Source organism: Paenibacillus sp. BSR1-1 (assembly GCF_030403775.1).
Taxonomy (GTDB): Bacteria; Bacillota; Bacilli; order Bacillales; family Cytobacillaceae; genus Neobacillus.
Window position 1 is genome coordinate 67,481 of the sequence record NZ_JAQMWQ010000001.1, and the last position, 14,698, is coordinate 82,178.

16 protein-coding genes are annotated in these 14,698 nt (G+C 39.6%); 3 read left to right on the forward strand and 13 right to left on the reverse strand.

Annotated features, from left to right (window positions below; translation table 11 throughout):
• Window positions 1-16 precede the first annotated feature (16 nt).
• Window positions 17-724, reverse strand: coding sequence for a cytochrome c biogenesis CcdA family protein (locus tag PH210_RS00305; RefSeq protein WP_289982174.1), 708 nt, complete (start codon window positions 722-724; stop codon window positions 17-19).
• 278 nt (window positions 725-1,002) lie between these two features.
• Here PH210_RS00305 and PH210_RS00310 point away from each other — a divergent pair, with 278 nt between their 5' ends.
• Entirely contained in the window at window positions 1,003-1,179 is a 177-nt protein-coding gene (locus tag PH210_RS00310) for an aspartyl-phosphate phosphatase Spo0E family protein (RefSeq protein WP_289982175.1), read from the forward strand.
• Between the two features lie 38 nt (window positions 1,180-1,217).
• Here the strand turns inward: PH210_RS00310 and PH210_RS00315 are convergent, their stop codons facing one another.
• The 9 genes from PH210_RS00315 to yneA form a co-directional block, all read right to left on the reverse strand.
• Window positions 1,218-3,014: an ABC transporter ATP-binding protein gene (locus tag PH210_RS00315; RefSeq protein WP_289982176.1), complete on the reverse strand. Its 1,797-nt coding sequence runs from the start codon at window positions 3,012-3,014 to the stop codon at window positions 1,218-1,220.
• 1 nt (window position 3,015) lies between these two features.
• Window positions 3,016-4,767, reverse strand: coding sequence for an ABC transporter transmembrane domain-containing protein (locus PH210_RS00320; RefSeq protein ID WP_289982177.1), 1,752 nt, complete (start codon window positions 4,765-4,767; stop codon window positions 3,016-3,018).
• 187 nt (window positions 4,768-4,954) lie between these two features.
• Window positions 4,955-5,278: a hypothetical protein gene (locus PH210_RS00325; protein WP_289982178.1), complete on the reverse strand. Its 324-nt coding sequence runs from the start codon at window positions 5,276-5,278 to the stop codon at window positions 4,955-4,957.
• A 313-nt stretch (window positions 5,279-5,591) separates the two neighbouring features.
• On the reverse strand, window positions 5,592-5,804 hold the full coding sequence (locus PH210_RS00330; RefSeq protein ID WP_223588292.1) for a YneF family protein: 213 nt from the start codon (window positions 5,802-5,804) through the stop codon (window positions 5,592-5,594).
• Between the two features lie 76 nt (window positions 5,805-5,880).
• Complete coding sequence (gene sirA, locus PH210_RS00335) at window positions 5,881-6,321, reverse strand: sporulation inhibitor of replication protein SirA (protein ID WP_289982179.1); 441 nt, start codon at window positions 6,319-6,321, stop codon at window positions 5,881-5,883.
• 251 nt (window positions 6,322-6,572) lie between these two features.
• Window positions 6,573-8,579: a transketolase gene (gene tkt / locus PH210_RS00340; protein WP_289982180.1), complete on the reverse strand. Its 2,007-nt coding sequence runs from the start codon at window positions 8,577-8,579 to the stop codon at window positions 6,573-6,575.
• Between the two features lie 156 nt (window positions 8,580-8,735).
• Window positions 8,736-8,966 (reverse strand): DUF896 domain-containing protein, encoded by a 231-nt coding sequence (locus PH210_RS00345; protein WP_289982181.1) that lies wholly within the window; start codon window positions 8,964-8,966, stop codon window positions 8,736-8,738.
• 81 nt (window positions 8,967-9,047) lie between these two features.
• Entirely contained in the window at window positions 9,048-9,695 is a 648-nt protein-coding gene (locus tag PH210_RS00350) for a YneB family resolvase-like protein (RefSeq protein ID WP_289982182.1), read from the reverse strand.
• Window positions 9,696-9,700: 5 nt separating this feature from the next.
• A complete protein-coding gene (gene yneA, locus PH210_RS00355; RefSeq protein ID WP_289982183.1) occupies window positions 9,701-10,024 on the reverse strand; it encodes a cell division suppressor protein YneA in 324 nt (107 codons plus the stop codon).
• A gap of 159 nt (window positions 10,025-10,183) precedes the next feature.
• On the opposite strand from yneA, the gene lexA reads away from it, so the two are divergent.
• Window positions 10,184-10,807, forward strand: a complete 624-nt coding sequence (gene lexA / locus PH210_RS00360) for a transcriptional repressor LexA (protein ID WP_289982184.1) — start codon at window positions 10,184-10,186, stop codon at window positions 10,805-10,807.
• 207 nt (window positions 10,808-11,014) lie between these two features.
• Window positions 11,015-11,302 (forward strand): DUF4257 domain-containing protein, encoded by a 288-nt coding sequence (locus PH210_RS00365; RefSeq protein ID WP_289982185.1) that lies wholly within the window; start codon window positions 11,015-11,017, stop codon window positions 11,300-11,302.
• A 206-nt stretch (window positions 11,303-11,508) separates the two neighbouring features.
• On the opposite strand, the gene glnA is transcribed toward PH210_RS00365, so the two are convergent.
• The 3 genes from glnA to PH210_RS00380 all read right to left on the reverse strand — a co-directional run bounded on the left by glnA (window position 11,509) and on the right by PH210_RS00380 (window position 14,693).
• Window positions 11,509-12,843 carry a type I glutamate--ammonia ligase gene (gene glnA / locus PH210_RS00370; protein ID WP_223588306.1) on the reverse strand — a complete coding sequence of 445 codons (1,335 nt, stop codon included), beginning with the start codon at window positions 12,841-12,843 and terminating at the stop codon, window positions 11,509-11,511.
• A 33-nt stretch (window positions 12,844-12,876) separates the two neighbouring features.
• Entirely contained in the window at window positions 12,877-13,251 is a 375-nt protein-coding gene (locus PH210_RS00375; RefSeq protein WP_430071974.1) for a MerR family transcriptional regulator, read from the reverse strand.
• A gap of 170 nt (window positions 13,252-13,421) precedes the next feature.
• Window positions 13,422-14,693, reverse strand: a complete 1,272-nt coding sequence (locus tag PH210_RS00380) for a methionine gamma-lyase family protein (RefSeq protein WP_289982187.1) — start codon at window positions 14,691-14,693, stop codon at window positions 13,422-13,424.
• Window positions 14,694-14,698 lie beyond the last annotated feature (5 nt).

Consider the following 14,698-nt stretch of genomic DNA (forward strand, 5'->3'; position numbering starts at 1 on the left):
AAATTTAATGTAAATTTTAGAATCCAGTAAAGCCTCCGAACAACCCGGAGAAAAGTGTAATGATTTTGGTCATCCAGTCAAAGAATAGGACGATCCCCATGACAATCATGATATAGCCGCCAACCTTCATAATCTTGCCGCTGTTCTTTTTAATCCATTTCATTCGTCCAACAAAGAATGATAGGATGAGAAACGGAATTGCGAAGCCAAGTGAATAGGCCAGCATATATAAAACTCCTGAACTAGGGTTGGTTGCCGCAAGGGAAATAACGATTGAAAGAATTGGACCCGTACAAGGTGTCCAGCCCGCTGCAAAGGCCATCCCGATTAAAGTGGAACCAAAGTAACCCGCAGGACGATTTTTAAACTCGAAACGGCGGTCCTTCATCAGAAAATCCGGTTTAAATACTCCAACGATAACAAGTCCAAAGAATACAATAAAAATACCGCCAAGCTGACGAATGAGATCTTTATACGATAAGAAAAAGCTGCCAAGGAAGGATGTCCCAAAGCCGATGGCAATAAAAATAATCGAAAATCCTAATAGGAAAAACAAGGTGTGAAGCAGACTTCGCTTTTGCAGTAAAGCATTTTCACTTTGTAATTCCCCTACCGACATTCCAGTGATGTACGATAAAAAGGCGGGATAAAGCGGCAGACAGCATGGTGAAATAAAGCTCAAAAATCCCGCTCCTAAAGCTAAAAATATATTTACATCTGACATATTAACACTCCCACTATAGTCGATACCCTTTCATTCTAACAAAACTTTGACCTAAAAGATAATGATTATCATGAATATTTTGTGACTCTGCTCATTCTATTTTCTTTCAACATACTCCCTATTTTCAAAATTTATGTCCGTCGTGATTGGATAATTTCTTACAATTTCCTTTGAAATTATTTACATCATAGGTTATACTAGTAAAACAATGCCTTTTGGTAGTTTAGTAGTATTTTTCTACCAAAAAATTTGGAGATTATCCGGAAAGGAACTCGCCCGTGATCAAACAAGATTTAGTAGCCTTAATTGAAAAAAAGCGAGCTGAATTAATTCAAGTCGCGATCACCAACGGCTTGACCTCCTCCGTTGCCATTCGCTACAGCCAGGAGCTAGACAATCTATTAAATGAATATAATCGTATGTATATAAAGAAAGTATCACACTCTACTTATTAAATCATGCAAAAAGCCTGGCAGCACGCCAGGCTTTTTTTCTATATATTCATGACATCCTCATATCTTTCCACTGCTCCATTTTGCAAAAGGAACATTTTGTGATACAAACCGCCTAGTGCCAGCAGCTCTTGATGCGTGCCGCGCTCTACGATTTCTCCCTGATGCAGCACAAGAATGAGATCCGCATCCTGGATGGTAGATAGGCGGTGGGCAATTGCAATGGTGGTTCTGCCCTTTCGCATTTTGGACAGCGCCGTTTGAATCGCTTCTTCGGTTTCTGTATCTATATTGGCCGTCGCTTCATCGAGAACCAATATTTTCGGATTTGCGGCAATCGTTCTCGCAAAGGCAATGAGCTGTCGTTGACCGCTTGAGAAGGTTGCACCCCTCTCTACTACTTTATGGTCCAATCCATCATCTAGTTTTTCAATGAAGGTATGGGCCTGGACAAACTTTGCCGCCTCCTTTACCTGTTCATCGGTCATGTCTTGATTATGAAGGCGGATATTATCCTTAACCGTTCCATAAAACAAAAACGGATCCTGGAGGACAAGTCCCATTTTTTCACGCAGCTCCGGTTTTGTATATTGACGAATCGATTCCCCATCAATCAAGATCTCACCCTGTTCATATTCATAGAAGCGCATCATTAAATTAATAATCGAACTTTTCCCACTTCCGGTATGGCCAACGAGGGCAACCGTTTCGCCCGGATTGGCGGTAAAGGAAATATTTTTTAACACATTCCGCTTACCGTCATAGGAAAAACTCAAATCTTTAAATTCTATTTTTCCCTTTTCGATTGTCCTTTCTTTATCTTCGTTCTGAGCGGGTGCCAGCTCCTGTTCATCCAGTAATTTAAAGACTCGTGAACCAGCCACAATCGCTTGCTGGTACAAAGAGAGTCTCATCATCATTTGATTAACCGGTTCAAAAAAACGGTCCAAATAATTGATAAAGGCATAGATGACACCAATTTCAATGCTGTGTTGGAAGGAAGTGATGCCAAAGTAACTCAGCACAATGATAAGGGCAAACGTATAGATAAGGTCAATGGCCGGCCTTAACAGCAAACCGTCAATTTTTATATTTTTCATTCCGGCAGTGTAGTGCTGATTGTTAATCTCACCGAACTCATTACTCAGGCGTTTTTCCTGGCGAAACACTTGAATGATCGACATACCCTGAAGAGACTCTGCCAGCTTGGCGTTTAATTGGCTCAGCCTCTCCCGCATGGCAAGGTAATAGCGTGAACTTAATTTTCGGTACAAGGCCATTACGTATATAAGGATGGGAATGATGATGACGCAAAATAAAGCTAGCTTTACATTCAAAATGAACATCGCAATGAATATACCTGACAGCAGGAATCCGCTTTGAATAAACGTGGATAGTACCGTTACAAACATCTCTTTAATGGCTTCTGTGTCATTCGTTACCCGTGAGACAATGCTTCCGGCAGGGGTCTTATCGAAATACTTTAAACCAAGTGCCTGCACCTTGGAAAAAACATCAATTCGCAGCTGCTGAATAATATAAAGGGCAATTTCCTGAAACTTCACTAATTGAAAAAAGAACAGGATCGCTTTTACGATCTGGATTCCCATGTAGATGGACCCCAGAATAAGTAATGGCCGAAACGCCAGCTTCCCCGGCGTCAAATAATCATCGATAAAGATTTTAACCAAGATTGGGAGAACGATATCTCCTATCGTTGTTAACAGCAGTAAGAAAAAGGCAATCCCGATGATTTTTTTATGCGGTTTTGTATAGGAAAGAAGGCGGTATAAGACTTTTCGTTGCTCCCGTTCGGAAAGCTGTACTTTCTCTTCCATATTAATGCCCCCCATGCTCAACCAACTCTTCTAGCTGCTGGTGTAAATACATTTCTTTGTACCATCCGTCAAATTCCATGAGTTCTTCATGGGTACCTCTCTCGATAATTCGGCCATCCTCCAGAACTAGAATCAGATTGGCGTGTTGGATGGCGCTCAAACGGTGTGAAGTGATAATGGTTGTTTTTCCTTCTCTATTTTGCTTTAATGACGAAAGGATCGCTTCCTCTGTTTTGGCATCTACCGCTGATAAGGAATCATCAAGAACCAATACTTCCGGATTCATCAAGAGTGCTCTGGCAATCGAAATACGTTGCTTTTGCCCGCCAGATAACGACACTCCCCGTTCTCCGACGATCGTTTGATAACCATCTGTAAATTGAAGGATATCTTTATGGATATTGGCTAAGGCTGCGGCCTTTTCAATTTCCTCTTTTTCTGCTGAAGGATTGGTAAAGGCAATATTTTCTGCCACAGTCGCTGAAAATAAGAAATGATCCTGTGGAACATAGCCAATCGCTTCACGTAATTTTACTAATTTATAGTCTTGCAGTGCTTTTTCCCCAAAAAGAATTTCTCCATGATATCCTTCAAACTCGCGAATAAGCAGCTTTAACAAAGTTGTCTTTCCTGCACCTGTTTTGCCGACAATTCCTAGAGTTTCACCTTTATTTAATGAAAAAGAGATATCTTTTAGGATGGGGCGTGATTCCCCAGGGTAAGTAAATTCTGCAAGTCTGTATTGAATATCACCGCACGGAACCATGTCCAGAGCATTATCTTTATCGCTGATTTCTACTTTTTCTCGAAGGAGTGCCGCCACCCTGTCATAGGAAGCACGTCCGCGTTCCACGATGTTAAATAACCAGCCAAACGCCAGCATCGGCCAGATTAATAAACCTAAATAGGTCGTAAACGAAATTAATTCGCCAATCGTTAACTCGTTGTTGAGAACATATTTTGCGCCAAACACAATGGATAGGAAGAAGGAAATACCAACTATAATTGAAATGGTAGGGTCATAAAGGGAATCTATTTTTCCCACTACAATGTTTTTTTGTACAACATCTTCCGATTGTTTGCGGAAATCTTCTATATCCTCTTGTTCCTGCCCGAAGGTTTTGATGACTTTGATTCCTGTAATACTCTCCTGTGTTTTATCGTTTAGTGATGAGAAGGCTTCCTGAGCTTTATGGAAGCTTTTATGTAACATGGTCCCGAACCAATTGGTCAAGATCGCCATAATCGGCATGGGAATCAAGCAAATCAACGTTAATTTCCAGCTGATCGTAAATGCCATCGCGATGATGACAAATCCACCGGTTGAAAGCGAGTCAACCAGCGTTAAAACACCGGCACCGGCTGTTTGTTGAATCGCTTGGAGATCGTTTGTCGCATGGGCCATTAAATCACCGATTCGGCTTTTTTGATAGAAGGCCGGCGACATTTTTGTAAAATGCTGAAACAAGCGATCCCGGAGGATCTTGCTTAGTTTGACAGATGAACCAAAAATCATAATTCTCCAAAAATACCTTAATACATACATCGATAGACCAGTGCCAACAAGGACCAGCATCCACTGAAACAGGATCCCCTTTGTCATCGTTCCATCGTGAATATGGTCTGCAATAATTCCGATTACTTTTGGCGGGACCAATGTTAAAAGCGCTACCAACATTAAAAGAAAGATCCCGGATATGTATGCCTTTTTCTCCTGCTTAAAAAACCACCCTAATTCTAAAAATACTTTCATTCAAACGCCCCCAAAGGATGTTGTAAAAAATGACCATCCGACATGCTGAAGTTATATTTTATCAAATATTTGTAAAATAATAAAGATTCTTATTTTTTCATAAAAAAAGAGAGGAATCCCTCTCTCATATGTCATATTTCCAATTAAAAAAACACTTAATAGTTGAGTGCTAAGTGTTCTTGATTCATTATTTAAATTTAGTCCAATCATACATGGTTTGCTTTTGTTTTCTAATTCTTTCAAGTTTCTTGCTTTCCACTTGTTTTTCTTTGGTAAAGTTCATGATATAACCACATTCTTCACAAATATAAGAAAATAAGTTTACTCTCTCGGGAATTCTGTTTAATGGATTGTCCTCTTCAGATTCCAAATAAAACTGCACCCCTCCTTCAGTCTTAACATTCCACTTAATTTTCTCATCAAATTTTTCGTAATTGGCAACAAAATAACCTTTTCGAAAATGTGTTCCTTTACAGACAAGACATTCAAATTCACTAACATTCTTTTTCACTTCCAGCACCTCCAATAAATTTTATGAAGGTTCACGACTTCTAATAACACATTAGCAGAAAAAGGTATATCGGTTTAATTTATAAGACTAGTATATTATGTGTGTGCTTTCCGTCTTGTAATGACAAATAAAAAACCATCTCCCCATTGGTTAAGTTTCCAATAGAAAAATGGTTTCGGATTAGTTTGATGAAAGATTAAGCAAAAATAATACAAATTTATGATGAAAGATTCACTCAACAACAAAATGTTGTATGAAAACTTGTCCTATATTTGCTTATAAATTATATTCAAACCGTTGATACGACTGGGTTTTATTTAGATTGCTGCTTGTTCATAGCAGCCATCATTTGGTTGATCTTCTTCTGTGAAGGCTTCATACCCATTTGCATCATCATCATTTTAAGCATTTGCTCATTGATTGGCGGATTTTTCTTTAAATAGCTCATCATATAACGGCGAGCAATGAAAAATCCTAGTGCTACACCAGCAACTAATGCTAGTATACCAACTAGAACGTACATCATAAAACTTCCTCCTTCATGTTGTCTACCATACTACAGTGTACTAAATAAACCGGCATAAAACAATATCCTCTTGCAATTAGATTAATTTTCTTTCCTTTATCGGCTTTAGCCATCCGAAGCGCTGATGTTCAAGATCAATCGCCAAAAAGGAAGATTCACATTTTCGAAGCACTTCAAAATAAGCTGTCTCTGCCTCATAGCTTCCTTGCGCCTCGACTGTTATTAAATCTTGAAAAACTTCTAATTTTGCCGTACTTAGTTTTCCACTTAATTCAATATAGTATGCACCATGATCGGCTTTAAATCCTTTAATTCTCCCTAGCTGCTTTTGAATCAAATTGTGGATTTTCAATACCTCCACTTTTTTGGTTATATAGTCAATTTGTTTTTTTGTAATAAATTGAAACTCACCGTTAGCATGTTGATGTTCCTGAAAAAGCTGAAAAAACAGTCGCTCTCTTCCGAAGTAATGGGCGGCAAATTCATCTTCTATTAAATATAGTTGATATTTTCTCACACAAACCTCTCCTTCGCTGTCAACCCTTTTATCTATTATAAAAAATCAGAAACGAAACATTTGTCTTACGGCGGCAAAAACTTTCACTATTTTTGTCGATTAAGAGTTTCCTTACCAAATTTATGAATTCGGCATTATTTTTGAACTTCCTTTTTTATTTTAAAAAGTTCAAATTTTCGTAAAAAATTATATTGTGAATTCTGAAACAAAAAAAGAGAACGGGTTAACCGTTCTCCTCTTAAAAAACTATTTTACTTATGCAAAAGTGCTTTTACGCGGGCAACTACGTTGCTTACTGTGAAGCCGTATTCTTCCATAATCTTTTCACCTGGTGCGGATGCTCCGAATTTGTCAATCGCTAATACATCGCCTTCATCACCAGTGTATTTGTGCCAGCCGAAGGATGCACCTACTTCGATACCAAGACGTTTTTTCACATTCTTAGGAAGTACGGAGTCCTTATATTCTTGGGATTGTTTTTCAAAACGATCCCATGATGGCATGCTTACAACAGAAACGTGAACACCTTCACCTGCTAGAGCTTTTTGGGCTTCAACTGCAAGGCTTACTTCAGAACCAGTTGCAAGTAATAATGCATCTGGAGTTTCTCTTTCAGATGGAGAAACTACATAAGCACCTTTTGAAACACCCTCGTATGCGTTAGTGTCAGTACCCTTTAATGTTGGTAGATCTTGACGTGTTAAAACAAGTGCTGTTGGAGTGTTTTTAGATTCAACAGCTAGCTTCCATGCTGCAGCAGTTTCATTTCCATCTGCAGGACGAATGATTGACAAGCCTGGCATTGCACGTAGTGCAGCAAGCTGTTCGATTGGCTCGTGTGTTGGACCATCTTCCCCAACCGCGATACTGTCATGAGTAAACACATATGTTACCGGTAAGCCCATTAATGAAGCAAGACGAATCGCTGGACGAAGGTAATCAGAGAATACGAAGAAAGTACCTCCAAATACTTGTACACCGCCATGAAGAGCGATACCATTCAGAGCAGCACCCATTGCGAATTCACGAACGCCAAACCAGAAATTACGGCCATCGTAAGAACCTGGCATATAATCTTTTGTTCCCTTGATCATCGTTTTATTGGAACCGGCAAGGTCAGCAGATCCACCAATAAAAGTAGGCAGGTTTTTGGCAATTGCATTTAAAACTTCACCAGAGGAAGCTCGGCTTGCAAGGGCTTTGCCTTCACTGTAAACTGGAATATCCTTATCCCAGCCTGCTGGAAGTTCATTATTTAAAGCCTGCTCAAGTTGATTAGCCAATTCTGGAAATTCATTCTTATATTGCGCGAAAAGGTCATTCCATTCTTTTTCCTTTTTCTCACCTGTTTCCACAATTAGCTTTTGGAAGTTATCATATACTTCCTGTGGCACATGGAAATCTTCTTCAAATGTCCACTTGTATGCTTCCTTAGTCAATTTTAACTCATCAGCACCTAGTGGTGATCCATGAACGCCAGAAGTACCGGCACGGTTTGGTGAACCATAACCGATTACAGTTCGAACTTCAATCATAGTAGGGCGGTCAAGGTCGCTTCTTGCTTCTTCTAGCGCCTTTGCGATTTCTTCTAAATTGTTGCCATCTTCTACACGTACATATTGCCAGCCGTAAGATAAGAAGCGGTCTTTTACACTTTCAGAGAATGATTTATCTAAGTCACCATCAAGTGAAATATCATTTGAATCATAAAGTACAACTAAACGTCCTAATTTCAAGTGACCCGCAAGAGAAGCAGCCTCGGCAGAAACACCTTCCATTAAATCTCCGTCACCACAGATGCTGTATGTATAATGATTCACAAGTTCAAAATTGTCTTTATTATAAACACTTGCTACGTGACGTTCTGCCATTGCCATGCCGACTGCCATTGCGATACCTTGACCAAGCGGACCAGTCGTTGCCTCTACACCTTCAGTGTGGCCATATTCTGGGTGTCCAGGAGTTTTACTTCCCCATTGACGGAATTGCTTTAAATCATCCATAGATAAGTTGTAACCGGATAAATGAAGCATGCTGTATAACAACGCAGAACCGTGGCCTGCAGACAATACAAAACGATCGCGGTTAAACCAATGTGGATTCTTCGGATTATGGTTCATGAAGCGAGTCCACAATGTATAGGTCATAGGCGCAGCACCCATCGGCATTCCCGGATGACCTGAATTTGCTTTCTCAATCGCATCTATGGAAAGAGTACGAATGGAAGTAACGGATAAATCATCAATAGTATTAAACATGAATTACATCCTTTCTGCATCACTTGAATACATTCTTAATATTATATTGCTACCGAAATTAATTCAACCAATAAACTTAATAAATGAAATTAATTTTCGTTTTGTTTCTTATTTTGATTCAAATAAAAAAGGAATACAAAAATAGTATTCCTTGAATTAATGAAGATTATTTTTCTTTCTTGTTTTTAGTTTTTCTGGTGTAACATCGTTTCCTAATGGGTCAACGAACTTTGTATTGGTTAACGTATCAAGCATATTGGAACGAAAAGTTGCTAGATACTCACTTCTTAGTTTGGATTGCTCTTTTGCTTCTAATTCCGTTAATCCGGTTGCTTTCGCTTTCCTCGCAAGCTCATTAATTCTTGCCATTTTCTCTTTGGACAGCATTTAAACACCAACTTTCATAAAAAACTGTGTACATAGCAACTGATTTTACTAAAAAAAAGACCTTCTGACAAGGCAAAAGGTCTACTCATCTTGTGATTCCATATATTCCTGGTATCTTCGATGAACGGTCGCTTTGGAAATATTATAACCAAATCCTCTTAAAACAGCGGCTATTTCATGGAAAGTTAAATTGTTCTTTCTTAATCTTACAATTTCCTCAACAGGAACTTCTATTTTTTCTCGGCCTGAGGCTTCTCCGAGGTTTTTTAAATTTTTTTGGGGATTATAGCCCTGTTCAACAGCCCTTCTCATCCCACGCTTAATTTTTACATTATGGAGCTTTCGCTGGTACTCTTCCACCATACTAACAATTTTCAATACCATGGAATCCGACTCTGAAAGTTGTAATTCGCCATTGTGGGAAATACTATAAAGTTTAATTCCCTCTTTTAAGATGCAGTGCAAGAGTGCAATTTTGGCGTTTCCCCTTCCAAGACGTGTTTCATCTTGGATTAGCAGGGCTTGTACTTTTTTATCCTTTATCCGTTCTAAAACATGAAGGATACCATCTCTTTCAAAGTCATAGCCGCTTGCCTGTTCTTTAATTATTGAATCAATTTCAAAATGATGCTGTTTTGCAAGTTGGATTAGTTCTTCTTCCTGACGCTGTAACGAGGTTTCCTGCGTTTCTTTATTTGTGCTGACCCGGCAGTAGATGATGGCATTCATACCATTTATTCCTCAATGGCACTTGCAAATTGTGTTGTATCTGGCGCTTCGTTGTTGACTGGGATCAGAATTTTATCTCCGGGGAAAATTTGATCGCCCACATTTTTATTGTGCTTTTTCACCCAGCTGACAAACTCTTTATTGGATAGTGAGTGCTGGCCGGCATATTGGTCGGATAGCTCCCAAAGTGAATCTCCTTCAGAGACAGTTACTTTTATAAAGTTATCCTTTTCATTGGAATTTGACTGAATAGATAAAATTAAGGCAAATGAACAGCTTATAAACATTAGAATAATAGCAAATGAGTATTGGTTCCAAATCTTTTTCATGATTAACTCCCCTTAATAGAATATACGTTCGCTTTTGATAGTTTCATTATAATTCGAACGTTTGTTTGTTGTCAACCATAAATTCGAACTTATGTTTGTATAAAAGGAGCGAACATGATATAATTAAGACAACATTAACCAGGCGAGGTGCATTTTATCATGGTAAAAATATCAAAGCGGCAGCAGGATATCCTGGATTTCATAAAAGGTGAGGTTAAGAGCAAGGGCTATCCTCCATCCGTACGTGAAATTGGCGAAGCGGTTGGACTTGCATCCAGTTCCACTGTACATGGCCATTTAGCTAGATTAGAAAGCAAAGGTCTTATTAGACGAGATCCAACAAAACCTAGAGCAATCGAAATTTTGGAAGTAGATGAGCTTGCTCATATCCCAAGAAATAATGTTGTCAATGTTCCAGTGGTCGGTAAGGTAACAGCGGGATTACCTATTACTGCCATTGAAAACGTGGAAGAATATTTTCCACTTCCAGAAAGACTTGCACCTGCTGATGAACACGTATTTATGCTAGAAATCATGGGTGAAAGTATGATAGAGGCTGGAATTCTTGATGGGGACTATGTCATTGTTAAGCAGCAGCAAACAGCGAATAATGGAGATATAGTTGTAGCAATGACAGAAGATGATGAAGCTACGTGTAAGAGATTTTTTAAAGAAAAAGATTTCATCCGTTTGCAGCCGGAAAATTCAACCATGGATCCTATCATTTTACGAAATGTATCTATTCTTGGAAAAGTTATCGGAGTATATAGACATATTCATTAAAAATGAGTCGGCATTTCACTTGCCGGCCCTTTTTTTCCTTGAAATAATTGTTGGGAAAATTTTTGATAAATAATTTAAATGATGTATGAATTTGGAAAATTCAGTATTTTTTCCCATGCTCAAGAGTTTCTAAGTTTAGTATAATGGTAATACACCAAGATTTACCTTAGGTCAAAAAAATCCAGGCTTAAGGAGAGTGAGAAAGAAGTGTTCATTGACATTATTTTCTCTTTAGTGATTGGTGGGACGGTTGGGATTATTGGACATGTTCGTAAGCATGGTAAAATTATTATGCCTCGGAAAACAAAAAAGTTCCTTTATCTCGGTTTTCTAGAAGAAATGCTTCTAGGTGCAGTTGCAGCCCTTCTTCTCGTTTTGTATACAGCTCCAAATTCCTATGTTGAGAATATTATTTTTTCCCTTGTTGCCGGGATTGCAGGTGATGCTGCACTTTCGGGTTTTAAATTGATTAAACAGAAAAGTGAAGAGAAATAAAATTTGGTATAAACCAGCATCTTAATTATAAGATGCTGGTTTTTTGTTTAGAGAAGGTCTTGTTTATTTTCAGTTTTGACGGTTCATTGACCGACTTGCATGAAAATGTGACTCTTCGGGAAATGAAACTCCGGTTCCGAACGAAGACTTCTTTTTTAAGAAATAAAAAAGTCTTGACGCTATAAAAGCGACAAGACTTTCCAATCTTAATACATTGACATATACTGATCGCGTTCCCATTGGTGAACGACGGTGCGGAACATATCCCATTCGATCTCTTTTGCTTCTACAAAGTGTTCTAAGATGTGCTCGCCAAGACCAGCTACGATAACTTCGTCTGATTTTAATTGGTCTAAAGCTTGAGCTAGAGTTGCAGGCAGATCGATAATGCCTTCCTCTAATCTTTCTTCTCTGCTCATTACATAAATGTTGCGGTCTACTGGTGCTGGAGGAGTTAAGTTGTTCTTAATTCCGTCAAGACCTGCTTTTAATAGAACAGCCATAGCAAGGTATGGGTTAGCAGCTGGGTCTACGCTACGTACTTCAACACGAGTGCTTAGTCCGCGGGAAGCCGGGATACGGATTAGTGGTGAACGGTTTCTAGCAGACCATGCTACATAACAAGGTGCTTCATAGCCAGGAACTAGACGCTTATAAGAGTTTACAGTTGGGTTAGTAACCGCTGTAAAGTTAGGAGCGTGCTTTAGGATACCTGCGATGAATTGACGTGCAGTGTCGCTCATTTCAAGATCGCCAGTTGGCTCATAGAATGCGTTTTTGCCATCTTTGAATAAAGAAAGGTTGCAGTGCATACCAGATCCGTTAACACCGAATAATGGCTTTGGCATGAATGTTGCGTGTAAGCCATGCTTACGAGCGATTGTTTTAACAACAAGCTTGAACGTTTGGATTTGGTCACATGCTGTTAAGGCATCTGCATATTTGAAATCGATTTCGTGCTGACCAGGTGCCACTTCGTGGTGGGAAGCTTCAATTTCGAAGCCCATTTCTTCTAGTTCAAGAACGATATCGCGACGGCAGTTTTCCCCTAAATCTGTTGGAGCAAGGTCAAAGTAACCGCCTTGGTCGTTCAATTCTAGTGTTGGCTCCCCTTTTTGGTCTAATTTGAATAAGAAGAATTCTGGCTCAGGTCCAAGGTTAAAGTTAGTGAAACCAAGGTCTTCCATTTCCTTTAACACTCTTCTTAAGTTATTGCGCGGGTCCCCTTCAAAAGGTTTTCCTTCTGGAGTGTAGATATCACAGATTAAACGGGCAACCTTTCCTTTTTCAGCTGTCCAAGGGAATACTACCCATGTGCTTAAATCTGGATATAGATACATATCAGACTCTTCAATACGGACAAATCCTTCGATTGAAGATCCGTCGAACATCATTTTGTTATCAAGTGCTTTTTCTAATTGACTAATAGGAATCTCTACGTTCTTAATTGTTCCTAGAATGTCAGTGAATTGCAGACGAATAAATTTAACATTTTCTTCTTTTGCAAGACGTTGAATATCTTCTCTTGAATACTTTGGCATTTTCAATCCCCCTAATTTTTTCATAAAAAAATTTTAATGGAAAAAGCGTGACATATCACCTTGACGAAGTGAGGAACGATTTAATCTATTAGAATGAATCAATTCGTTTCGCAGCAATTTTCTTAACTGATCATCTGTTAACTCGCGTTTCGCCTTTTCGGCATGCTGCTCAAGAACATTTGCTTGTTCCTGTTTGACCAAGAAAAGCTGTTTGATTCCTGCCATATTGACTCCTTGGTCAATTAAATCTTTCACTTCTAAAAGCCTATCAATATCATTCAAGCTAAATAGCCGTCTATTCCCCTCAGTTCTTGCTGGAGAAATCAATTGGTGTTCTTCATAATAACGGATTTGCCTAGCTGTCAGCTCAGTTAGCTGCATGACAGTTCCGATGGGGAACAACGGCATGGAACGGCGAATTTCCTTTCCACTCACCAAATTTCTCCTCCCTTACTATCTATCATATTGTCATTATATTTGACGTTAGATAATATGTCAATCTTATGTAAGGAAATCTAACATGATTTTTATACAAAAAGGACAGAGCATGTAAAAGTCTGTCCTCCGTTTATATTTTCCTACTTCACTTCGATTAATCCTTTTTCAATCAATTGATCAATAGCCAGACAGACAGCCATTTTTACATGGGCATAGGTTAAACCGCCCTGAACATAGGCTACATACGGCGGTCTGATCGGACCGTCTGCTGTTAGTTCAATGCTTGCCCCCTGGATGAAGGTTCCCGCCGCCATAATGACGTCGTCCTCATACCCAGGCATGTAGCTTGGATGCGCGGTAACATAGGAATTAATCGGTGAGGCAAATTGGATAGCCTGGCAAAAAGCGACCATTTTATCGCGATCATCAAATTGGACCGATTGAATTAAGTCTGTCCGCTTCACATCCCATTTCGGCGATGAATTCATTCCCAATTTTTCAAGGGTGGCAGCAGTAAATACAGCTCCTTTTAGTGCTTGAGCAACAACGTGCGGAGCTAGAAAGAACCCCTGATACATTTCCAGCAGGCTATATAGAGATGCACCTGCTTCGGCTCCAATCCCAGGGGAAGTCATTCGGTAAGAGCAGGCCTCGACCCACTTCTTCTTGCCAACAAGGTATCCCCCCGTTTTCACGATGCCGCCGCCCGGATTTTTAATAAGAGAACCTGCCATCAAATCTGCTCCAACATGACAAGGTTCCAACTCTTCAACAAATTCGCCGTAACAGTTATCTACAAATACGACGACGTCCTGTTTGATTTCCTTTACAAACGAAATCATTTCCCCAATCTCAGAAACCGTGAACGATGGACGGGTAGCATACCCCTTCGAGCGCTGAATTCCAATCATTTTTGTATTCGGTTTGACTTTTTTCGCCACTTCATCCCAATCAATCCCGCCCTCATTGGTCAAGGAAACACTATCATAGGAAATGCCAAATTCCTTTAAGGAACCGACACCATTTCCGCGAATCCCTACGATTTCTTCAAGCGTATCATAGGGCTTACCCGTGATATAGAGAAGTTCATCACCTGGGCGAAGGACGCCAAATAACGCAATCGATATCGCATGGGTTCCGGAAATGATTTGCGGACGGACAAGACCCGCTTCACCGCCAAACACATCCGCGTAAATGGATTCCAACGTATCTCTGCCAATATCATCGTATCCATATCCGGTTGACGGGATAAAATGCGAGTCACTTACCCTGTGTTTTTGATAGCTTTTTAAAACGCGAAATTGATTGGTTTCCGCTCTTTCGTCGATTTCTTTGTGTACCCCAGCAATTTGCTGTTCCACTTTTTGGACAAGCGGCTGAAGCTTCTCCCCATTCATTAACTGTTGAAACATGGTGT